At 69.7% G+C, this 22583-nt stretch carries 17 protein-coding genes; 9 read left to right on the top strand and 8 right to left on the bottom strand.

Annotation, left to right across the window (positions count from 1 at the left end; all coding sequences use genetic code 11):
- Positions 1 to 60: 60 nt before the first annotated feature.
- A complete protein-coding gene (locus ACIBO2_RS37480) occupies positions 61 to 933 on the top strand; it encodes a hypothetical protein (protein WP_397303134.1) in 873 nt (290 codons plus the stop codon).
- Here the strand turns inward: ACIBO2_RS37480 and ACIBO2_RS37475 are convergent, their stop codons facing one another.
- Together ACIBO2_RS37475 and ACIBO2_RS37470 are read right to left on the bottom strand one after the other, a co-directional pair.
- Positions 934 to 3462, bottom strand: coding sequence for a tetratricopeptide repeat protein (locus ACIBO2_RS37475; RefSeq protein WP_358545249.1), 2529 nt, complete (start codon positions 3460 to 3462; stop codon positions 934 to 936). It abuts the gene before it with no gap.
- A 67-nt stretch (positions 3463 to 3529) separates the two neighbouring features.
- Positions 3530 to 5638 (bottom strand): M6 family metalloprotease domain-containing protein, encoded by a 2109-nt coding sequence (locus ACIBO2_RS37470; RefSeq protein WP_397303131.1) that lies wholly within the window; start codon positions 5636 to 5638, stop codon positions 3530 to 3532.
- A 76-nt stretch (positions 5639 to 5714) separates the two neighbouring features.
- Here ACIBO2_RS37470 and ACIBO2_RS37465 point away from each other — a divergent pair, with 76 nt between their 5' ends.
- Entirely contained in the window at positions 5715 to 6896 is a 1182-nt protein-coding gene (locus ACIBO2_RS37465; RefSeq protein WP_358545246.1) for a helix-turn-helix domain-containing protein, read from the top strand.
- Positions 6897 to 7011: 115 nt separating this feature from the next.
- On the top strand, positions 7012 to 8094 hold the full coding sequence (locus ACIBO2_RS37460) for an amidohydrolase family protein (RefSeq protein ID WP_358545244.1): 1083 nt from the start codon (positions 7012 to 7014) through the stop codon (positions 8092 to 8094).
- A gap of 7 nt (positions 8095 to 8101) precedes the next feature.
- Here the strand turns inward: ACIBO2_RS37460 and ACIBO2_RS37455 are convergent, their stop codons facing one another.
- Positions 8102 to 8521, bottom strand: coding sequence for a MarR family transcriptional regulator (locus ACIBO2_RS37455; protein ID WP_358545242.1), 420 nt, complete (start codon positions 8519 to 8521; stop codon positions 8102 to 8104).
- Positions 8522 to 8591: 70 nt separating this feature from the next.
- Here ACIBO2_RS37455 and ACIBO2_RS37450 point away from each other — a divergent pair, with 70 nt between their 5' ends.
- From ACIBO2_RS37450 to ACIBO2_RS37440, 3 genes are all read left to right on the top strand, one after another.
- Positions 8592 to 10334, top strand: coding sequence for an ABC transporter ATP-binding protein (locus tag ACIBO2_RS37450; protein ID WP_397303128.1), 1743 nt, complete (start codon positions 8592 to 8594; stop codon positions 10332 to 10334).
- Between the two features lie 129 nt (positions 10335 to 10463).
- A complete protein-coding gene (locus tag ACIBO2_RS37445; RefSeq protein WP_358545240.1) occupies positions 10464 to 12083 on the top strand; it encodes a gamma-glutamyltransferase in 1620 nt (539 codons plus the stop codon).
- Positions 12084 to 12135: 52 nt separating this feature from the next.
- The gene (locus ACIBO2_RS37440) at positions 12136 to 12459 is read left to right on the top strand and encodes a DUF5709 domain-containing protein (RefSeq protein ID WP_358545239.1); all 324 of its coding nucleotides are present in this window, start codon (positions 12136 to 12138) and stop codon (positions 12457 to 12459) included.
- Positions 12460 to 12541: 82 nt separating this feature from the next.
- Here the strand turns inward: ACIBO2_RS37440 and ACIBO2_RS37435 are convergent, their stop codons facing one another.
- Positions 12542 to 13195 carry an HAD family hydrolase gene (locus ACIBO2_RS37435; RefSeq protein ID WP_358545237.1) on the bottom strand — a complete coding sequence of 218 codons (654 nt, stop codon included), beginning with the start codon at positions 13193 to 13195 and terminating at the stop codon, positions 12542 to 12544.
- Positions 13196 to 13432: 237 nt separating this feature from the next.
- Here ACIBO2_RS37435 and ACIBO2_RS37430 point away from each other — a divergent pair, with 237 nt between their 5' ends.
- Together ACIBO2_RS37430 and ACIBO2_RS37425 are read left to right on the top strand one after the other, a co-directional pair.
- Positions 13433 to 14044, top strand: a complete 612-nt coding sequence (locus ACIBO2_RS37430; protein WP_397303124.1) for a Uma2 family endonuclease — start codon at positions 13433 to 13435, stop codon at positions 14042 to 14044.
- 30 nt (positions 14045 to 14074) lie between these two features.
- Positions 14075 to 14677, top strand: a complete 603-nt coding sequence (locus ACIBO2_RS37425; RefSeq protein ID WP_358545233.1) for a Uma2 family endonuclease — start codon at positions 14075 to 14077, stop codon at positions 14675 to 14677.
- Between the two features lie 42 nt (positions 14678 to 14719).
- On the opposite strand, the gene hrpA is transcribed toward ACIBO2_RS37425, so the two are convergent.
- Entirely contained in the window at positions 14720 to 18589 is a 3870-nt protein-coding gene (gene hrpA / locus ACIBO2_RS37420) for an ATP-dependent RNA helicase HrpA (protein ID WP_397303120.1), read from the bottom strand.
- Between the two features lie 389 nt (positions 18590 to 18978).
- Complete coding sequence (gene ppgK, locus ACIBO2_RS37415; protein ID WP_358545229.1) at positions 18979 to 19692, bottom strand: polyphosphate--glucose phosphotransferase; 714 nt, start codon at positions 19690 to 19692, stop codon at positions 18979 to 18981.
- A 220-nt stretch (positions 19693 to 19912) separates the two neighbouring features.
- Here ppgK and ACIBO2_RS37410 point away from each other — a divergent pair, with 220 nt between their 5' ends.
- On the top strand, positions 19913 to 20941 hold the full coding sequence (locus ACIBO2_RS37410; protein ID WP_358545227.1) for a TIGR03118 family protein: 1029 nt from the start codon (positions 19913 to 19915) through the stop codon (positions 20939 to 20941).
- A 449-nt stretch (positions 20942 to 21390) separates the two neighbouring features.
- Here the strand turns inward: ACIBO2_RS37410 and ACIBO2_RS37405 are convergent, their stop codons facing one another.
- Positions 21391 to 21981 carry an HAD-IA family hydrolase gene (locus tag ACIBO2_RS37405; protein ID WP_358545225.1) on the bottom strand — a complete coding sequence of 197 codons (591 nt, stop codon included), beginning with the start codon at positions 21979 to 21981 and terminating at the stop codon, positions 21391 to 21393.
- Positions 21978 to 22583, bottom strand: coding sequence for a response regulator transcription factor (locus ACIBO2_RS37400; protein ID WP_358545223.1), 606 nt, complete (start codon positions 22581 to 22583; stop codon positions 21978 to 21980). The genes ACIBO2_RS37405 and ACIBO2_RS37400 overlap by 4 nt, the downstream gene beginning before the upstream one ends.

Raw genomic sequence — 22583 nt, 5'->3', positions numbered from 1 at the left:
AGACCCTATATGTCGCTTAAAAATGAGCGGATTCGAGGTTCATAACGCAGCATGAACGGTATGGATCCGCGTGCTCTGCCCCCGAGGCTGGTGATCGACCCATCCCTGCCTCCGGACATCTCCATCCAGCTGCGATCCAGCCCGCACGTCCTCCGCATGGCCAGAACCGGCCGGCAGATGGGCTCCTCCTTCAATCCCGTCCTGCTCCTCGTCCTTCCGGCGCTCCTGATGATGATCTGGGCCATGACCGGCACGAGCGGCGCGATCGTGGCCGCGCTCGGGATGAGCCTGATCGGACTGCTGCGGTGGATGGCTGTGGACTCGACGAACCGGGCGGCCAAGAAACGCCTCCGGCTCGCCTCCGAGTACGCCGCCGCCTACGTCCTGCCCGAAGATCTCGACCATCCCTGCCAGATGCTGCTTCGCCGCGCCCAGGACGCCGTGGACGCGATCCTGAACTCCCAGGTGAACAGGGCAGGGCTGATCGACACCATCGACAATCGGGTGACGTTGCCGGAGGAGGTGTGGCAGATCGCCCAGCGGCTGGCCAAGCTGTCGTCCATGCACGCCGAGCACGGCCGGCTCATCCCCCGCGACCTGCCCACCGGCATGGAGGACGCCTTCAAGCCGTACACCACCGCGCTGGACGCGGCCTGGACGTCGCTGTCGCGGCGGGTGCGCCACCTGGAGAAGTACGCCAAGCAGGTGGTCAAGGCGGACAAGGTCTTCCACGCGCACCGGCGGCTGGAGGCGCTGGCCGCGCGGACGCCGGACTACCAGCAGCTGATCGCCGAGACCGTCCACGACGAACAGGCCCGTACACACATCAGGGAGCTGTCCGACCAGGCCGCGCATGTGCGCAAGCTGTTCGAGGAGAGCATCTTCCAGGCTCGGCAGGCCGCCGGTGAGCTGATCAGGGCTCCACTCCCCTGATCAGGACTCCACCTTCCTCAGCAGCTCCAGCGTCCTGCGCATGCCGGCCTCGTTGCCGAGGCTGCGGTAGATGTCCCTGGCCTGGGTCAGGGGCTCGACGGCCGCGCGCGGCCCGCCCGAGTCGAGGTGCGCCTCGCCGAGGTAGCGCAGGCTGAGTGCCATCCACCACCGGTCGTCGAGCTCCTCGAAGGCGTGTACGGCCCGGCGCAGCTCACCCTCCGACTCCTCGATCCGGCCCAGCCTGGCCAGCGCCCGCCCGGCCGACAGCGCGGTGCGCGCCACTCCCCAGGAGTCGCCGAGCGCCACCAGGATCTCCTCCGCCCGCCGGACGAAGTCGAGCTCGCGCAGCCCATTGGACGGGTCGCCGACCTCGCCGGCGGCACGCAGGCAGCGGGCCTCCTCCCACAGTTCGCCCCGCTGCCGGAACATCTCGGCGGCGCGGTCGAGGCTGAATCCGGCCTTGGTGAAGCCCTCCAGAGCGGCCCGGTGCTCGCCTTCGCGGTGCCGGCCGCGGGCCTGCGCGGCGAGCACCTCGCCGTAGGCACGCAGCGTCTGGGCCTCGGAGTAGCGGTTGCCCGCGTGCTTGAACACCTCAAGGGCGTCTTCGAGCAGCTCCCTGGCCTCCTCGGGCCGCCGCTCGGCCAGCCGCATCTCGGCGAGGTTGCGCTGGGTGCGGGCCATCCACCAGAAGTCCTCCTCACCCTTGAAGGAGGTGATGGCACCGATCAGGTAGGACTGCGCGCGGTCGAGGTGGCCGTCGTTGAACAGGGCCATGCCGATCGCCCGCATCGCCCGGGCCGCCCACCACGTCTCGCCCAGGTCGGTGAAGATCTCCAGCGCCTGCTCGGCGCCCACCCGGCCCTGCTCGTGCCCGCCGAGACCGCCCTGCACGGCCGCGCGGTCGAGCAACGCGATGCCCAGGGCGCGCCGGTCGCCGGTGTGCCGCGCGGCCTCGCAGCCCGCCTCGGCCACGGCGTGCCAGTCGGTCCAGTAGGCGCGCAGCGAGTGGCACAGCGAGCAGAACGCCCTGGCCAGCCCCGAGGTCAGCTCCCACAGCTCCAGATTCCTGGCCAGGTTGATCATGGCGAGCAGCGAGAGCCGCTCGGCGTTGAGCCAGTCGCCCGCGTGCGTCTGCCCCTCGATGCCGGAGCTGCGCCCGCCGCGGCTCCAGTCCTGCGGCCAGCGTTCCTGGGCCGCCTCCTCCGCGCGGCGGCGGTAGCCGTACAGCACCCGCTCGATCGCGGCCCGGCGCCGGCCCTGGTCGTCCTCCTCAGCCAACTCGGTGGCGAACAGCCGGACCAGGTCGTGCAGGCGGTAGCGCATGGCGCCGGTCTGGTCGACGCCCGAGCTCTCGGCGAGCTGCGCGTCGATCAGCGCCTCCAGCTGGTCGGCGCCGTCGAGCCCGGAGATGTCGAGCAGCTCGCCCGCCACCCAGCCGGGCACGTCTGGCGAGGTGAGCGCGGACAGCAGACGCAGCAGGCGACGCTGCATGCCGGTGCAGTCGTCGTAGCTGAGCTGCACGGAGGCGCGCACGCTCTTGTCGACGGTCTGCGCGAGTTCGAGCTGGTCGAGACGGCGGCGCTCATCGGCCAGCCGATCGGCCATCTCGCGCAGCGCCCAGTGCTCGCGGGTGGCCAGCCGGCCGCCGCAGATGTTGATCGCCAGCGGCAGGTAGTCGCAGATCCGGACGATCTCCTTGGCCGAGGCGAGGTCGTCGACCACCCGGTCGCCGCCGGCCAGCCTGGCCAGCAGCTCCACACCGTGGGCCTCGCTGAACACGCCCAGCTGGGTGTCGTGGGTGCCGTTGAGGAACAGCGGCTGGCGCGAGGTGACCAGCACGGCGCAGCCCGGCTCGGCCGGGATCAGCGGCTTGACCTGGTCGGCGCCGTGCGCGTTGTCGAGGCCGATGAGGATCCTGCGGTCCTTGGTCCAGGTCAGCCAGAGCTTGCGCAGCTCGTCGAGACCGCCGGGATCGGTGGTCAGCCGGACGCCCAGCGCGCGCAGGAACCCGATCAGCACCTCCTCCGGGCGCACCGGGGCGTCGACGCCGCCCCGCAGGTCCGCGTAGAGGCGCCCGTCGGGGAACGCGCCGGCGACCTCCTGCCCGAACCTGGCCGTCAGCGCCGACTTGCCGACGCCGCCCCGGCCGTACACGGAGACGACCAGCGGCGGTGAGACATCTCCGGCCTTGGACTTGCGCCGCTCGCCGAAGACCGTCCGCAGCTCGGCGAGCGACTCGACGCGCCCGGTGAAGTGCTCGGGCACGGGCGGCCACTGGTCCGGCGGACGCGAGGACGGCTCGGCCGTGATCTCGCGCTTGGGCCGCGCCTCGGTCGTGGCCCAGGTGGTGAGCCCGACGAGGAGCGCCGCGATCATCGTCACGCCCACCTTCGCGACGGGCGGGATGTCCCAGTCGACGGAAGCGGCCAGGACGCTGGCCGCCGCGGCCGCGATGCCGGCCGAGACCGGCGCGGCCCATGGAACCCTCCTACGCCGCGAACGCGGCTTCTCCGGCAGCTGCCCTGTCAAGGACCACCTCCGGGGGTGATTCAAGCGGATGGGGTACGGCCTGCGCCAGCCGTACCCCGTCCTTAAGCTAAAGGCCGATCACCGGGCAGGTGGCCGTCACCGTCTTGGCCGGGTCGCTCTCCGACGTCGCGGTGAGCTTGACCTTGCCGAGCCGGTCACCACCCGAGGCGCGCACGGCGTTGACCGTGACCACCTCCTGCTTGCCGAAGTCGACTGCGGCCAGGGCGTTGGGCAGCTGGGCGGTCCAGCCCTTGCCCTGCACCTCGGCCTTGAGCCGGTAGACGTCGGAGTTGAGGTAGGCGCTGACGTCCTCGGGGTGCTGCCCCTGCGCCGAGGCCGCCTTACCGGTGTTGAACAGCGGGAACTTACAGGTCGTCACGCCCTTGCCGGCCGGGATCCCGGCCGCGGGCAGCAGCTTGACGCCGCGCTTCTGCGGGCCCGCGCCGTCGAGCGAGCGGATCGCGACCGTGTACGACAGCGTGCCCTCGCGGTCGCGCTTCAGGTCGGTCACGTAGAAGTGCAGGCGGTTGGCCTGGTCGACGTACTCGTACTGGCTGCCGGAGCCGGTGCCCGCGTGGAAGAGCGCGTCGGACAGCTGGCGGTAGTCGCCGATCGTGATCGGCACCTTGGTCCCGTCGGGCATGACGTAGTCGGTCATCCCGATGTCCTGCGGGTTGGCGTCGATCACCCACTCGAACGGAGAGCGGTCCTGGTTCTTGGTCTTGGCCACGAGCACGCCGGAGTCGGGGGTGAAGGAGTCGGTGCCGACCCGGTCGACGACCTCGACCGTGTAGTTCTCGTAGCCGCCGCCGTCGCAGAGCGGGTTGGTCTGCGTGCTGCAGGCCGGGCCCTTGTCGCCGGTGTCGAAGGAGATGTTGACGCCCGACAGCTCGTTCTGGCCCGGCTGCACCTCGCGGGCGATGACCCTGGCCTTGACCAGGCCCGACTCGTCGAGGGCCTCACGTGACAGGCGCAGCACGTTCTGCTCGTCGACCATCGCCAGCTTGATCTTGTTGCGCAGCATGTGCTGGGCGCCCATGGAGGCGCCGGAGGTCGGCGGGATCAGCCAGCGGGAGTGCGGGCCGCCGGGGCCGTTGAAGCTGCCCCGGCTGAGCATCTCCCAGATGCCGGTGTAGGCGCGGCGGGCCGGGACGCCGTAGGGGTTGTTGTAGTTGTCCGCTACACCGAGGATGTGGCTGAACTCGTGGGCGTACACGGCCATGCCGGAGCTCTCGGCCTGGACGGAGTCGACGCCGAGGTTGGCGTTGGGCCAGAAGGTGGAGCCGGCCTGCCAGGAGGTCCAGTCGACGTAGCGGGTCTCGGCCCAGTTCGGCAGGGCGGGGTCGGGCGGACCCCACTCGTCGGTCACATCCTCCTTGGTAGGAAATTTCATCATCCCGAACTCCTGCCAGGTGGACGACTCGTCCTGGCCGGCGCTCACGTAGAAGATGAAGTCGAACTGCTTGGCCGCCTCTTCGCCGATCGCGCCGATGAACGCGGCGTGACCGTCGGTACGCAGGTTCTTGTCGCACGAGTCGCCCGCCGGGCAGGCGGTGCCGCCCTGGAACTCCATGGCGTACTCGTGGTCCTTGCCCGGCATGGTGTACGGGCCGAAGCCGGTCAGCTCGACCCCGTAACGCCCACCGGAGTCCTCCATCCAGTACTCGTGGATGGTGTGACCCTTGTTGAGGTCGTTCGGGGTGTTGAGGAAGTCCTGGTAGAACTTCGCCACCTGGTCACGCGGGATGTCGTGGGCCTCGGCGCTCGGGTTCTTGAAGATCGTCGAGCCCTTGGGCTGGGTGACCACGAACGGCTGGTTCGGATAGTCCAGGAGCACCAGCGCGCCCTTGAAGGTGCGCTTGGAGCCCTTGACGGCCGGGTCGTTCCAGCGGGTGCCCGGCACCTTCTTGTAGTCCGCCCACGTCATGTGGTCGGGGTTCTCCCAGTTCTGCGGGTCGATGGGCGCGATGCCGCCCACCGAGCGGCTACGCAGCGACTGGGCGTCCGAGGGCGCGTCCTGTTGCCAGGGCTGGGTCTGCGGCCAGTGGTTCTGCCGCCAGGGGTACTCGGGATCGTCTGTGGGGGGTGCTGCGGAAGCCGGGGTCGCCACAAGGCTCATCGGAATCAGCACGAGGGCCGCCAGCAGACCTTTCAGCAGCTTCTTGGGGGCAATCACGGATCGACGTTATAGACGAAGTTGACGGAGATCACCGATCAGTTGTAGGGAAGACTTGTGGCGTGTCCTCCTACAAATGACGAAATATCCAGGTGACGTGGTGGCGGATCTCCAGCGGACCGTGGACGAGCTGGCCGCTCGCCTTGACAGACCGCTGTTGCTGGAGGACCGCGTGCAACGCGTCGTCGTCTACAGCGAGCAGAACGGCGCCATGGACGACGTCCGCCGCGAGTCGATCCTGCGCCGGCACTCCACCCCCGAGGTGCGCCAGTGGGTGCGGTCGGCTGGGATCCACGAAGCCACTGGGCCGTTACGCATCCCGGGCGCGCCGCACCTGGGCCTGCTCCCCCGGGTCTGCGTTCCGGTGCGGCACGAGGCCGGGCTGCTGGGCTTCCTCTGGTTCATCGACTCCGGCCCGGCCATGTCCGGCGCGCGGATGGCCGAGGCCGCCGCGGCGGCGCCCGCCCTGGCCCTGACGCTCTACCACGAGAGCCTGGCCACCGGGCTGGCCTCGCACCGGGAGCTGGAGGCGGTCACCGGCCTGCTGCTCGGTGAGCGGGACTCGGCCAGGCAGCTGATCGAGGCCGGCGCCTTCCCGCAGGCTCAGCCGGTGACCGTACTGGTGGCCAGACCGCTGTCGGACGAGCCGGACGAGGCGCTGCGGCTCGCGCTGGAGCAGGGCCTGCTCGCGCTGCGGCGGCGGCTGAGCGGGCACCACCCCCTGCACCTGGTCCGCTACGACCACGCCGTGCTGCTGACCGCGGGCGGCGCGATGGCGGCCGACGAGCTGCACGCGGCGATGTCGATCCCGGTGGTGGTCGGGATCGGGCGGGCCAGGCCGGCGCTCGCCGAGGCCGCCGAGTCGTACACGGAGGCGCGGCACGCGGCCGAGGTGGCCGCCCGGGTGCCCGATCTCGGGCGATCGGTGGAGTGGGCCCGGCTCGGCGTCTACCGGATGCTCACCCATCTTCCGCACCACGAGCTGCATCCGGGGCTGGCGGAGCTGCTCGCCGACGAGCAGTATCTGCCGCTGCTGGAGACGCTGGAGACGTACCTGGATCTGGCGGGCAGCGCGGTGGCCACGTCGCGGGCGCTGCGCCTGCACCGCACCTCCCTGTACTACCGGCTGCAGCGGCTGGAGGAACTGGCCCGCACCGATCTGAAGGACGGCGGCGAGCGGCTGGCCCTGCATCTCAGCCTCAAGCTCGCCCGGCTCTCCGGCAGCTACCGGCCCAGGGAGGCGCGGCCCGGCACGTGATTGCATGCCCGGCCCAGCTCACGTTTAATGCCCAGAAGGAAAGCCCCCGCAGGTAAAGACCAGAAGGTTTAAGCCCAGCGGGTAAATCCAGCAGGTCATCCGACGGGAGGTCCTCTTGCCGTCCGCGAAGCGTGCCACATCTGGCCGAGCGCCGAAACTCGGCAGGCGCACGCCCGCGCCCATCGTCCTCCACTCCGCCCCGCTGGTGCTGCCGATCGGCGCCGACCCGCTGCGCGGCGCCGCGATCGCGGTCCGGGGCGAACGCGTCCTCCAGGTGGGGCTCCGGGAGGAGCTGCTCGCCTACTTCCCCGTCACCCGGGAGCAACGCTGGCCGGGGATGATCGTGGCGGGGCTGGTGGACGCCTGCGCCACGGCGGCCGTGCCGCCGCCCGGGGTGACCGCGAGAGCCGGCGTCGCCGCCGACCCGGCCGAGCCGGCCCGGCTGCCCGGCGTCTCCTACGTCGAGGTGTCGTACGAGTCCGAGCAGGTCTGGGAGGAGACCGGGCGCGACGCGGTCATCACCGCCATCCGCGAGGTCGATCGGCCGCGTACGGTGGGCATCGCCGCCTACACGCCCGACCCGCAGGTCCTGGAGGACGTGGCGGTGCTGGCCAGGACGTTCGGCCTGCGGCTGCTGGCCGACCTGGACCGCCATTCGCCCGCGGCGCTCGACGAGGCGGGCATCCTGGGGCCGCACTGCCACGTGGCCTGCGACCGGCCGCTGGATCCCGGCGAGCGCAAGCTGCTGCGGCTGCGCAAGAGCGTGGTCGCCCTCTGCCCGTCGCCGCCCGACGACCTGCCGGCGCTCCTGGACGAGGGCAACCGCGTCGCCTTCGGCACCCGCGCCCCCGCCCCGGTGGCCGATCTGCTCACCCTGGCCAGATCCATCAGGCAGTACGCCAAGGGGCGCGGGCTGCGATCCCCGGGCCTGGACCGCAGGCTGGTCGAGGCCGCCACGCTGGGTGGGGCGCGGGCGCTCGGCATGTCGAGTGGGGCGGGCCGGATCGGGGCGCTGGGGCCGGGCAGCCGGGCCGACTTCGCGGTGTTCGACGCCCGCGGCCGTTACCCGTACGCCGCCCTGCTGAGCGGGGCACCCTGCCTCGCCACAGTCGTCGGCGGCGCGGTCATCGGTGGCGCGGTCGTCGGTGGCGCGGTCGTCGGTGGTACCGTCGAAGACGGCGCGGTCGGCGAGAGCTGAGTGGCGCCTAGCGTGGCTGGCCGTCGACCACCCCGAGCAGCTCCTTGAGCTGGTCGCGCTGGTCATCGGACAGGACCGCGAACAGGTCCTGACCCGCCTGTCTGCGCGCCTCTCGCGACCGCTCCTGCATCTCGCGGCCCGTCGGCGTGATCACGACCAGCGTGGAGCGCCGGTTGGCCGGGTCGATCTCCCTGCGCACCAGGCCCGCCCGCTCCAGGGTGTCGATGACCGGCGTGACCGAGCGCGGCACGATCCTCAGCTCATCGGCGAGCTGCACCATCCTGAGCGGCCGGTCGGCGTCGGCGAGCGCGCGCAGCGCCCGCGCCTGCCCCGGGTTCACGCCGAGGGGGGCGAGGCGATGCGCGTAACCGTGCCGCAGGCGGCGGCTGACCCGGTGCAGGAGCTCCGACAGCTCCACGTCCTCCATGCCGGATAGCTTAGCCGGAATAAGTATGAGTTAACCTCTGTTTGAGGGAGCATCTGATTAGGAGGCCTACTTGGCCGAGGAACCACGCGCGCCCTTGCGGCGCATCATCAAACTCTTCCGCGCCTACCGGGGGCGGCTGGCCGTGGTCGGCGCCCTCATCCTGCTGTCGTCACTGGTCTCACTGGCCTCGCCGTTCCTGCTGCGCGAGGTGCTGGACGTGGCGATCCCCTCCCGCGACGCCATGCTGCTCGCGCTGCTGGCCCTGGGCATGATCCTGGTCGCGATCATCACCAGTGTGTTCGACGTACTGCAGACGCTGGTGTCCACCACGGTCGGCCAGCGGGTCATGCACGACCTGCGTACCGCCGTCTACGGCCACCTGCAGCGCATGTCGCTAGCCTTCTTCACCCGCACCAAGACCGGTGAGGTCCAGTCCCGCATCGCCAACGACATCGGCGGCATGCAGTCGGTGGTCACCTCCACCGCCACCTCGCTCATCTCGAACCTGACCACCGTGATCGCCACGGTCGTGGCCATGCTGGCGCTCGACTGGCGGCTGACCCTGATCTCGCTCCTGCTGCTGCCGGTGTTCGTGGGGATCAGCCGCAAGGTCGGCGAGGAGCGCCACCGCATCACCACCGAGCGGCAGCGGAAGCTGGCCGTGATCTCGTCGATGGTGCAGGAGTCACTGTCGATCAGCGGCATCCTGCTCGGCCGTACGATGGGCCGCTCGCCCGCGCTCACCGAGCGCTTCGCCGACGCCTCCGACGAGCTGGCCGAGCTGGGCGTGCGGTCCAGCATGGCGGGGCGCTGGCGGCAGTCGTCGATCCAGATCGTCATGGCCGCGATGCCCGCGCTGGTCTACTGGGCGGTCGGCTACACCGGCGTGATCTCCGTCGGCACGCTGGTGGCGTTCACGACGTTGCAGGTCAGCCTGTTCAGGCCGGCGGTGTCGCTGCTGCGGCTCGGGGTCGAGGTGCAGAGCTCGCTCGCGCTGTTCGGGCGCATCTTCGAGTATCTGGACCTGTCGATCGACATCCACCCGGGCACGCGTACGCTGAGCGACGTCCGCGGCGAGGTCCGCTACGAGCGGGTCGACTTCTCCTACGACTCCCACGACGAGGAGCCCACGCTCAGCGACGTGGACATCACCGTGCCGCCGGGCACCAGCCTGGCCGTCGTCGGCGAGACCGGCTCCGGCAAGACGACGCTCAGCTACCTGCTGCCCCGGCTCTACGACGTGACCGGCGGCCGGGTGACCATCGACGGGGTGGACGTCCGCGACCTCACCTTCGAGACGCTGGCCGAGACGGTCGGCGTGGTCTCCCAGGAGACGTACCTGTTCCACGCCACGATCGCCGAGAACCTGCGCTTCGCCCGCCCGTCGGCCACGGACGAGGAGCTGGCGGAGGCGGCCAGGGCGGCGCGCATCCACGACCACATCGCCTCGCTGCCCGACGGCTACGAGACGCTGGTGGGCGAGCGCGGCTACCGGTTCTCCGGGGGTGAGAAGCAGCGGCTGGCCATCGCCCGCACCCTGCTGCGCAACCCGCCGGTGCTCGTGCTCGACGAGGCGACCAGCGCTCTCGACACGCAGACGGAGCGGGCCGTACAGGAGGCGCTGGACACGCTCGCCGAGGGCCGTACCACGATCATGATCGCGCATCGCCTCTCCACGGTCCGCGACGCGGACCAGATCGTCGTCCTGGACGGCGGCCGGGTCGTCGAGCGCGGCACGCACGACACGCTGATGTCGCTGGAGGGCCACTACGCGGCCCTGGTGGACCGGGACCGCCCACTCGAACCGGTCTGACCTTCTTTCACCGGGCACCCGCCCGCAGTGCCCGCGCTGGACCGCAGCGCCTCCATCTGGCCGCTGAACTCCGGCCGGCCGGCGTCCATCCCTGGAGAACGCCTGACGGCACACCGTAATCTCGGACAGGTGCACACCACCAGATACGCCCCCAACGGCATGGTGTCCAGCGTCGACCACCTCGCCTCCTCCGCCGGAGTGGCGGCGCTGGAGCGCGGCGGGTCGGCCGCCGACGCGGCCATCGCCGCCAACGCCGTCCTGGCCGTAACGGCGCCGCACATGTGCGGGCTCGGCGGGGACCTGTTCGCCCTGATCCACGATGGTTCGGGATCGGTCAACCCCGGGCAGGCGGGCGTAGTCGGCCCTAGGAAGGCGGGCGCGGTCGGCCCTGGGCAGGCGGGCGCGGTGAGCGCGCTCAACGCGTCCGGGAGGGCCGGCTCGGGCGCCGACCCGGACCGGCTGCGCGCCGAGGGACACCGGCGCATGCCGCACCAGCACGACATCCGCTCCGTGCCGGTGCCCGGCTGCGTCGACGGCTGGCTCGCGCTGCACGCCAGGCACGGCCGCCTTCCGCTCGCCGACCTGCTCGAACCGGCGATCCGCCTGGCCCGCGACGGCTTCCCCGCCTCCCCGCTGATGCTCGCGGGCGCGCGCGTGGCGTCCCAGAGCCCCGGCAGTGGCGACTTCGCGACCGTACGCAGGGCGGGCGACCGCGTGTCGCGACCCGGTGTCGCCCGTACGCTCAAGGCCATCGCCGCGTCGGGACGCGAGGGCTTCTACGGCGGCGAGTTCGGCGCGGGGCTGCTCGAAATCGGCGGCGGCGAGTACGCGGAGTCCGATCTGTCCAGCCCGCTCGCCGACTGGGTCGAGCCGCTGAAGGTGCGCGCCTTCGGCCACGACGTCTGGTCGATGCCGCCGAACTCCCAGGGCTACCTCCTCCTGATGTCGCTCGGCATCGTCGAAGGGCTGGGCCTGCCGGTCTCACCGGGCCACGCCGCCTGGGCCCATCTGCTGGCCGAGGCCGCGCGCATCGCCGGGCACGACCGTCTCGACGTACTCCATGAGAGCGCGAAGGACCTGCTCACCCCCGATGAGATCGCCCGGCGGCGCTCACTGATCGACCCGGCGGCGCCGCTGAGCGTGCGGGCCCCGAGCGCCGACGGCGACACGACCTATCTGTGCGCGGTGGACGGCGACGGCGTGGGCGTGTCCTTGATCCAGTCGAACGCGGCCGGGTTCGGCAGCCTGCTGTTCGAGCCACGCACCGGGATCAACCTCCACAACCGGGGCATCGGCTTCTCGCTCACGCCCGGCCATCCCGCCGAGTACGCTCCCGGCCGCCGCCCGCCCCACACCCTCGCGCCCGCGCTGATCACCCGCCCGGACGGCTCACTCCGCTCGGTCGTCGGGACGATGGGCGGCGACGCGCAGCCGCAGATCCTGCTCCAGATCATCACCCGGCTGCTCAGGTACGGGGAGACGCCCGGTCAGGCCGTCTCCGCGCCCAGATGGCGGTTGAGCCCCGGCGACACCGGCTTCGACACCTGGGCCGCCCCGGCCGACCCGGTCATCGACCTGGAAGAGGGCGCCACCTGGGCGGACGGCCTGTCGGCGCTCGGACATCAGGTGTCCGCCCGGCCGTACGGGAGCCTGTTCGGGCACGCGCACGTCATCGACGTACGCCCGGACGGGATGCTGGCGGGGGCGGCCGATCCACGCTCACTCATCGGCGCCGCGCTCGGCCGGTAACGGTATTACCAGGGGCAGGGTTCGGGGCGTGGCGCTGGGTAGGAGAGCGCGTATGACCGAACAACCTCCGGACAGGTACGGCTTGAGCGACGAGCAGCGGATCGAGGTCGACGAATGGACTGACGACCTCGGCCTCAGCCACGACATAGAAGAGGACGACCCCGCGCACGAGGACACGCTCGACGAGCGACTGCGGCGCGAGGCGCCCGACCGGGAACGCGCCCCCCGCCCCTCGCACCGGCTCACCCAGCCCGACGAGGGGCTGGCACCCGACACGGAGAGCGAGGAGTGGGGCGAGGATTGGGGGCAGGACGACGGCGACCTCTCCGCCGAGGAACGCGCGGTCCGCGTCGACCCCGATGACGAGCTGAGGTGAGCCGCTCCAGCGCGGACGGCAGACCGTCGTGACGAACTCAGGCGAGCCGTTCCGGCGCGGGTGGTCGGGCGGGATGAGGAACTCAGGCGAGCCGCTCCAACGCGGGCAGCAGGGCGGGCAGATCGTCGACGATCATGTCGGCGGCCCGCGCCTGCGGCCGCTCGGCGTGCAGATACCCCCAAGGGCCCCGGCGCAGCAACGCCGTGCGCATGCCCGCCCGAGAAGCGGGGAGCACGTCGTTGTCCAGCCGGTCCCCCACATAGAGGATCTCGGCGGGCTCCCGCCCGGCGATGGCCGCCACCTTGGCGAAGAACTCGGGAGCGGGCTTGGACACCCCCCAGCCCTCAGAGGTGTGCACCGAGTCCACGGGTAGGTCCATGGCGACCAGCGCGCCATAGGCCCTGGCCGGCTGGTTGCCCGCGACGATCACCTGGAATCCCGCCTCACGCAGGGCCTTGAAGGCCGCGCGGACGTCGGGGTAGAGATCGTCGGCGTCGAAGTGGTTGCGCAGGCTGTGGGGCTCGTCCCGCTCCCAGGCCGCCATCTCGGCCTCGATGTCGAGGCCGGGCCGTACGAGCTGGAACGCCTCGCTGTGGGAGCGGTCGAGCGCGGCCATTCCGCCGAGCGCGCCCATCAGCACAAAACTGCTCACGCCGAGCCGGTCGGCCCAGCGGGACCAGATGCGGGTCTCGTCGATGAGCGTCTCACCGACGTCGAACACCACTGCCTTGATCATCAAGCCTCCTGGATAGTCCCCCTAACTGTACGGATTCCTCATCGATCTCCAGCAAAGGGACATGTCATCCGTGAAACGGGCGACGCCAAGGACCGGCAACTCGAAGAGCACCGGGCGCCGACGTGTCAGGGACGTCTCGGGACTGAGGGGCTTGAGCTTCCTGGGTTTTGGAGTGTGTTCGAGTCGGGCACGTGGAATACTTAGCGTGCCCGTTCGAATACGAAGGGACAGATTCGCATGGTCGCCATGGCTATTCGGGACGACGAAGACACCGAGCAGGAACAGGTCAGCAACAGCCTTCTGCCGTCTACCGCCCGAGAGTTGTTCGATGCCCTCCCCGAACTCCCCGGCCTCCGGGCAGAAGTCATCGAAGGGAACTTGATCGTGAGCCCAGTAGGCAGCCCTGAACACAGCTGGATCGGCTCCGACCTCTTTGTAGCCCTCCTGCCGCTCAGAGATGAACGCGGCTGGCGAGCCTCTCTGGGCACCCTGAACATCTGCATCGACGGTTCACGAGACTCTCTTGTGCCGGACTACGTGCTAGCACCCCGCGATTGCCCGCGCTGGGGTACCTACGAACTGCAGTCTCAGCACCTCTTCATGGTGGCGGAAGTCGTCGCGCCGAGCAGCGTTCATCGAGATCACCATGAGAAGCCGCAGATCTATGCACAAGGCGGAGTGCCGGTCTACCTGTTGATCGATCCGATCGCCGCTCAACCAGCCGCCACCGTGTTCAGCGAGATCAAGGATGGCGTCTACCAGCAAGCGGCCAGAGCAGTCATGGGGGCTCCACTGCACCTGCCCAAACCGATCGACTTCGAGCTCGACACCTCCATCTTCAAGGCCTAAGCCGCTCCAGACAGAGGGACGAACTCAACGGTGACCGCCTCTCGCACGCCACACGCGAAATTTCACTGGATCGGCGATCAGCGCATGCCCGCGACCGCGCGGGAGATGTTCGACGCCCTCCCCGAACTCCCCGGTTTCCGGGCCGAGGTCATCGACGGGAACCTGATCTTGACTCGCGTTGGGACTCCCGAGCACGCCGACTGCGCGATGGCGCTCTTCCGGACGCTCATACCTGTCCTGGACGAGCATGGTTGGGAAGTATTTACCGGCAACGTCGATGTGTGCATCGAGGGGCCACAAGATCCCGTCGAGCCCGACTTCGTCCTGGCTCCAGTCGACTGCCCCCGCTGGGACGAAAGAGAACTGCTGTCCTCAGGCCTGATCATGGTCGCCGAGGTCGTCTCCACCAGCAGCGCCCGAAGAGACCGAGAAGACAAGCCCCCGCTCTACGCGACCGGCGGCGTGCCGATCTACCTGCTGATCGACACCATCGCCAAACCACCGTCCGTCACCGTCTACAGCGGCATCGACGACGGCGTCTACCGGACCACGGCCACCGTGCCCGTCGGGACCCCGCTCCGGCTGCCGGCCCCGATCGACGTCGAGCTCGACACCTCCATCTTCAAGGCGTGAGCCGCTCGCTCAATCTTCAAGGCGTGAGCCGCTCCATCTATCTCAAAGCGTGAGCTTCTCCATCGCTTTGGCGATGCGCTTCTCCGACACCGGCGTGGGCGTGCCCAGCGTCTGGGCGAAGAAGCTGACCCTCAGCTCCTCGATCATCCAGCGGATCTCCAGCACGTCCGGATCTGAGCGTCGCGCCGGGTGGAGCCGGGCCAGCAGGTCCTCATAGGCGTCCTCCACCTTGTGCACCCGGTCCATCCACTCCTCGTCCCGCCACGGCTCCTCGGGGAGCTTGGTCAGGCGGCGTTCGATGGCTCGGATATAGCGGAGTATGTCGGGTAGGCGGCGATAGCCCGTCGCGGTGATGAAGCCCGCGAAGACGAGTTTGCCCAGTTGGTCGCGGACGTCCGAGGTGGAGGCGCTCTGCCGTAGGGCGTCGAGACGGGTGCCGATCGCGTGCCACACGGTCAAGATCTGCTCCGTGCGCCCCAGCACCTCGGCCGAGGTCTCGTGCACGTGCGCGCGTACGTGCTGATAGAGCCGGTCGAACGAGACCGGGTCCCAGGCGGGGCCACCCAGGTCGAGCATCAGCTTGTCGATCGCCGCGTTGACCACGTCGTCGAAGAGCGCCACGGCGCCCCCGTGCGGGCTGCGCGAGAGGGCCAGTTTGGCCTGGTTGGACAGGCCGCCCAGCAGTGACTTGGCCGGGTTGGTGACGTTGAGCAGGAGCAGGCGGCGGGTGCCGGGCCAGTGGGAGCGGCGCTGCTCGGCCTCCGTCTCGAAGATCTTGATCGACACGGAGTCGCCGTCGTCCACCAGCGCCGGGTAGCCCTTCATGCGGCCCTGCTCGAAGACCTTGGGCAGGGTGCCGAAGCTCCAGGTGTGCAGGCCCGACTGCTCCAGGTCGTCGGCGGCGGCCGAGAGCGTCTTCCGCAGGCGCGGCGCCAGGCGCCGCTTAAGGGCGTCGAGGTCCTTGTCCTCGGCGATCGTGCGCTTGCGCTCGTCGATCACCCGGTAGGTGATGCGCAGGTGGTCGGGGACCTGGTCGAGCTGCCAGGCGTCGTGCGGCACGCGTACGCCGGTCAGCCGCAGCAGCTCCCGCTCCACGGCCTCCAGCAGGGGTTCGCCGCCTTGGCGTACGCCTTCGAGCACCTGCTTGGCGTAGTTGGGGGCGGGGACGAAGTTGCGGCGCAGGTGCTTGGGTAGCGACCTGATCAGAGCGGTGATCAGCTCGTCGCGCAGGCCGGGGATCTGCCAGTCGAACCCGTCGGAGCTGACCTGGTTGAGCACCTGCAGCGGTACGTGCACCGTGACGCCGTCGGCGTCGGCGCCGGGCTCGAACTGGTAGGTCAGCTTCATCCGCTGGCCGAGCTGCCGCCAGGCGTCGGGGTAGTCGTGGGCGCTGACGTCGGCGCCCTCGTTGACCAGCATCTCGGGCGAGTACGTCAGCAGGTCGGGCTCGGCGGTCCTGACCTTCTTCCACCAGGAGTCGAAGTGGCGCGCGGACACGACGTCGGCGGGGACGCGCTGGTCATAGAAGTCGAACAGGGCCTCGTCGTCGACCATGATGTCGCGCCGGCGGGCCCGGTTCTCCAGCTCCTCGACCTCTTCGAGCAGCTTCCGGTTGTCCTGGAGGAAGCGGTGGTGACTGTCCCAGTCGCCTTCGACGAGCGCGTGCCTGATGAACAGCTCGCGTGACAGGTCGGGGTCGATGCGGCCGTAGTTGACCTTCCGCCCGGCCACCAGCGGCACCCCATAGAGGGTGACCTTCTCCAATGCGATCACCGCGCCCTGGTTCTTCTCCCAGTGCGGCTCGGAGTAGGTGCGTTTGACCAGGTGCTGGGCGAGTGGCTCGACCCAGTCGGGTTCGATCTTGGCGTTGACCCTGGCCCACAGCCGGGAGGTCTCGACGAGCTCGGCCGACATCACCCACTGGGGCTGCTTCTTGGCCAGCGCGGAGCCGGGGAAGATGGCGAACCGGGCGTTGCGGGCGCCGATGTACTCCTGGATCGGGCGGCGCCCGTCGGGGGCCCGCTTCTCCATGACGTCCTTGACGCCGATGTGCGACAGCAGGCCCACCAGCAGCGCGGCGTGCACCTGCTGCGGGTCGGCCTGCTGGCTCCCCGGCTGGGCGCCGAGGGACTGGCGGATCTGGCTGTAGATGTCCTGCCACTCGCGTACGCGCAGGTAGTTGAGGAACTCCGACTTGCACAGGCGGCGGAAGGCGCTGGAGGACAGCTCGCGCTGTTTGTCCCGCAGGTGGTTCCACAGGTTGAGATAGGACAGGAAGTCGGACTCCGGGTCGGCGAAGCGGCGGTGCTTCTCGTCGGCCTGCTGCTGCTTGTCGACGGGCCGCTCGCGCGGGTCCTGGATGGACAGCGCGGCGGCGATGACCATGACCTCGCGCAGGCAGCCGTTCTTCTCAGCCTCCAGGACCATCCGGCCCAGGCGCGGGTCGACGGGCAGCCCGGCCAGCTTGCGTCCGATGCCCGTGATGCCGCCCTGGCCGTCGAAGGCGCCCAGCTCGTGCAGCAGGCTCACGCCGTCGCGTACCTGGCGGCGGTCCGGCGGCTCGACGAACGGGAACGCCTCGATGTCGCCCAGCCCGATCGAGGTCATCTGCAGGATGACCGAGGCGAGGTTGGTGCGCAGGATCTCCGGGTCGGTGAACTCCGGCCGCTTGAGGAAGTCCTCCTCCTCGTAGAGCCGGATGCAGACGCCGTCGGAGGTACGGCCCGAGCGGCCCTTGCGTTGGTTGGCGCTCGCCTGCGAGATGGCCTCGATCGGCAGGCGCTGCACCTTGGTGCGGTGGCTGTAGCGGGAGATGCGCGCGTAGCCCGGATCGACGACGTATTTGATGCCCGGGACGGTCAGCGACGTCTCGGCCACGTTGGTGGCCAGCACGATGCGGCGGCCGGTGTGGCGCTGGAACACGCGGTGCTGCTCGGCGGCGCTGAGCCGGGCGTACAGCGGCAGCACCTCGGTGTTGCGGAAGTCGGCCTTGTCGAGCGCGTCGGCGGCGTCGCGGATCTCCCGCTCGCCCGACAGGAACACCAGGATGTCGCCGGGACCCTCGGTGACCAGCTCGCGGCAGGCGTCGACGATGCCCTGCGTCTGGTCGTCGTCCTCGTCGAGCGGCCGGTAGCGCACCTCGACGGGGTACGTGCGGCCCGAGACCTCGACGATCGGGGCGTCGTCGAAGTGGCGGGAGAATCGCTCCGGGTCGATCGTGGCGCTGGTGATGATCAGCTTGAGGTCGGGGCGCTTGGGCAGCAGCTGCTTGAGGTAGCCGAGGATGAAGTCGATGTTGAGGCTGCGCTCGTGCGCCTCGTCGATGATCAGCGTGTCGTACTGCTCCAGCAGCCGGTCGTTCTGCAGCTCGGCCAGCAGGATGCCGTCGGTCATCAGCTTGACCAGGGTGCGGTCGCTCGCCTGGTCGGTGAAGCGCACCTTGTAGCCGACCGCCTGGCCCAGCTCGGTGCCCAGCTCTTCGGCGATGCGCTCGGCCACCGTACGGGCGGCGATGCGGCGCGGCTGGGTGTGGCCGACCAGGCCCCTGACACCGCGGCCCAGCTCCAGGCAGATCTTCGGGATCTGGGTGGTCTTGCCGGATCCGGTCTCCCCGGCGATGATCACGACCTGGTGGTCGCGGATGGCCGCGAGGATGTCGTCCTTGCGCTGGGATACGGGGAGATTTTCCGGATAGCTAATTTCTGGTACGGCTTCGCGGCGCCGGGCGAGGCGTCGCTCGGCGCGTTCCACGTCGGCGAGGATCTCCGCGGTGATCTTGTCCCGGGCCTCGCGGGAGCGTACCCGGCGCACGCCGTCGAGCCTGCGCCGCAATCGCCGCTGGTCGCGCGGCATCAACTCGGGCAGGCGGGACTGAAGCTCGGTGAGTGGAGAGGACAACGCAGAGGTTCCCATACTGCTATCAGGATATTTGAGCTCCGCGTCCCCGGAGCCAACCCACCATGCTGCCCGACGGCGCCGGTGTCCGCATCCGAATATCCGTCGACGGTGATCGCCCAGGTAGGGCCCGCGCTCGCTGGTTGACCGTGATCGCCCAAGACGGGCCCACTCTCCCCAGAGTTGTCGCCTTGGACGACCACGGTCACTAATGAGACTCCCGAGAAGCCCATCAGGTTGCGCTCCGGACCAACCTTTCTTGATCACCCAGGTCGGAGCGTTGCGAAGAAGACGGTCTCACCGTCTCGTACCGGCGCCCGGCCTGCTCCACCGGAGGAGCGTCTCCCTGGACAGACGCCAGCCACGGGCGGCGGGTGGGGCTCACCGTGCCGTGCCGTACAAAATAGCTATTTGACGGCGAGAGCCGCTCCTATGATGCCCGCTTCGTTGCGCAGGCGAGCGGGAACGACGGCGGTGTCCACGTGCACGTACGGAAGGAACTTGTCCGCCTTCTTGCTCACCCCGCCGCCGATGACGAACAGCGACGGCGAGAAGAGCATCTCCACGTGCCGCAGGTACTCCTCCACCCGCCCGGCCCACTTCTCCCACCCGAGGTCGTGCTCCTCACGGGCGTGATCGGAGGCGCGGCGCTCGGCGTCCTTGCCGTGGAGCTCCAGGTGCCCCAGCTCGGTGTTGGGTACCAGGACGCCGTCGACGAACACCGCGCTGCCGATGCCCGTCCCGAACGTCAGCATGATGACGGTCCCCATCCGGTCCCGGCCCTCGCCGAACCTCATCTCCGCGACGCCGGCCGCGTCGGCGTCGTTGAGTACGGTCGCGCCGTCGAAGAGCTTCCTCGCGTCGACGCCGATCCAGGAGCGGTCGACGTTCGCGGCCGTCATGATCACGCCGTCCACGACCACACCGGGGAACGTGACGCCGACCGGGCCCGTCCAGTCGAAGTGCTTGACGATCTCCACCACGACCTCGGCCACCTCACGCGGCTTGGCCGGCTGCGGCGTGGGGATGCGCAGGCGCTCCTCCGTCAGCCGCCCCGACGCGGTGTCCACGGGGGCGCCCTTGATCCCGGATCCGCCGATGTCAATGCCCAAAACTTCCATGTACCTCAACTCCCCAGGAAAACGCCCGATTGACGTCCAAGGCCAATATTTCTGACCGTTACTGAACCGCACTTGCGTCCCCCACGTATCTCCGGCCACAAGCGCTAACAAGGAGGCACGGATGCGGCTCCGCATCATCACACTCTGCGCTGGTGCGGTCGTCTTGAGCACGACCCTCACCGCCCCCGCACAGGCAGCGACGAATACCAAGTTTGACGTCGTGAATCTCATTTCCGACATCCAGGGGAAGGCAGCAGTCCACGATCCTAAACTGGTCAACCCGTGGGGACTGGCCATGGGCAAGACCCTGTGGGTCTCCGACACGGGCACCGGCACCGCGACCGTCTACTCCGGAGCGGGCAGGAAGGAGGCGACCGAGGTGGCCATTCCCGGTGGCGCTCCGACCGGCCAGGTGTTCAACTCGGGGGAGGGCTTCACCGTCAAGGGCAAGCCCGCCACGTTCATCTTCGCCAGCCCGAGTGGCGCGATCACCGGCTGGAACGCCGAGGTGGACCCGAAGAACGCGATCATCGCGGCCTTCACCCGGGGCGCCGACTACAAGGGCCTCGCGATGGTGAACACCGACGACGGCGACTTCCTGCTGGCCGCCGACTTCGCCAACGGGCGCCTCGCCGCGTGGAACTCGGAGTTCGAGAAGATCAACCTGTCCCGCAGGGCGTTCAGGGACCCCTCGGTCCCCTCCAACTACCACCCGTACAACGTGACGTTCAGCGGCGGCAGCGTATGGGTCGCCTATGCCCTGCGGGACTCGCAGACCGGCAAGTCCATCGCGGGCTCCGGCAAGGGTTTCGTCAGCCGCTATAACGTGAACGGGCGCCTGGTCGGGCGCATCGCGCGTACCGGGCTCAACGCCCCTTGGGCCGTGACCGCCGCGCCGAAGCAGTTCGGCGCGTTCGCCGGATCGGTCCTGGTCGGCAACTTCGGCGACGGGACGATCCACGCCTACCGCGGCAACCGCCACCTGGGCGCGCTGCGCGATGGCAACGGCAGGACGGTCCAGTTGCCGGGCCTGTGGGACCTCGAGCCGGGCACCGCCGCCACCGGCGGCGAGAACGCCCTGTGGTTCTCCGCCGGCATCGACAAGGCCCAGCACGGCCTGGTGGGCGTGCTCCGGCCCGCCGGCACGGGATCGCAGGTGAGCACGCCTTCGTCGAGCCCCACGCCGACTAACCACTCGTCGCACAAGCCGTCGACGACGTCCAGTCAGTCTCCGTACGGGAGTTACTGACCGGACCCGCTGAACGTTTCCGGCACGGCAGGCGCGAGCCGTGCCGGAAACAAGCTCTTGTTCTTGTACGAGTTATGTAGGTCGTTTATGAGGCTTGGACGGGATAACACGCATCCCGTGCAAGTCCATATGCATTTATGATCATTCTTCCCAACGGACCGTCTCCTTCCACTCGGCCGAAGGGGGTTTCGCTCCAAGAGACCTCAGCCACGACGGGCCGTTTCCCTTTCGCTCCCTCGGAGGGGTATCCCTGCCGAAGGACCCCAGCCACCACCGGCCGTTTACTTCCGCTCCCCCGGAGGGGGCATCCCTCGCAAGGACCCCAGCCACCACCGGCCGTTTACTTCCGCTCCCCCGGAGGGGGCATCCCTCGCAAGAACCCCAGCCACCACCGGTCGGCACAGGGATCGAGACGGTCGTGTGACGAACCCCCCGGGGAACCTCGGTCGCTAGTCGAAGAGCCCGGTGAGCGCGGGAGTCAGGTCGGCGATGCTCCGGTAGTGCACACCGGTCATCCCCAGGGCCGTGGCGCCCGCCACGTTCTCCAGCCGGTCGTCGACGAACAGGCAGCGCTCCGGCGCGACGCCCGCCAGCTCTGCCGCGAGCTCGTAGATCCGCCGGTCGGGCTTGGCCACCCCCACCCGGGCACTGCTGACCACCGCGTCCGCGAAGTAGGCCAGCCCGAGCCGCTCCAGGTGCTCCTCCAGCGTGTCCATGGCGTTGGTGACCAGCACCACGGGCACCCGCCCCTGCGTCCGCGCCAGCAGCCCCCTGACCTCCTCGTCCACCCAGAACGGCACCGCCGCGAACTCGGCGGCGGCCCGGCGGGCGCGCTCGTCGCCGCCCAGCGCCACAGCGATGGACTCGACCCACTGGGCCTCGGTGATGTGACCGAGCGTGGCGGGGCCGATCAGGTCCGGGTCGAAGGCGGTCTTGCGCAGGGGCAGGCCATAACGGGCCTCAATGTCGGCCTGAACCGCGTGGTCGAAATGGCGGAGCACTCCATCGAGATCACAGAGAACCGCGTCAAAGGGGGTCACAGCCACCCATTGTGCCGTGCCAGCTGGGCGGCCTCGATCCTGTTGCGGGTGTTCGTCTTGCCGATGGCGGACGACAAGTGGTTGCGTACCGTGCTCTCCGAGAGGTGCAGCCGCGCCGCCACGTCCGCGATCGTGGAGCCGTCGAGCGCCGCGGTCAGTACGTCGCGCTCGCGATCCGTGAGCGGGCTGGGCCCGGCGTTCAGCGCGGCGGCGGCCAGGGCAGGATCGAGGATCCGCTCCCCCGCCACCGCCCGCCGGATCGCCGCGGCCAGCTCCTCAACCGGCCCGTCCTTGACCAGGAACCCCGCCGCCCCCGCCTCCATCGCCCGCCGCAGGTAGCCCGGCCTGGCGAACGTCGTCAGAATCAGCACCACGCACTCCGGCAGCGCGGCACGCAGTACGGGCAGCACGTCGAGCCCGCTGCGGCCGGGCAGCTCGATGTCGAGCAGCGCCACGTCGGGCCGGTGCTCCGTGGCGGCCGGCACGATCGCGTCGCCGGAGGAGACCTGGGCGACGATCTCCAGGTCGTCCTCCAGCCCGAGCAGCAGCGCCAGGGCGTCGCGCATCATCCCCTGATCCTCGGCGATCATGACCCTGATCAC

The sequence above is a fragment of the Nonomuraea sp. NPDC050022 genome (assembly GCF_044460705.1).
Taxonomy (GTDB): Bacteria; Actinomycetota; Actinomycetes; order Streptosporangiales; family Streptosporangiaceae; genus Nonomuraea.
This window is presented reverse-complemented; position numbering and strand designations above follow the sequence as displayed.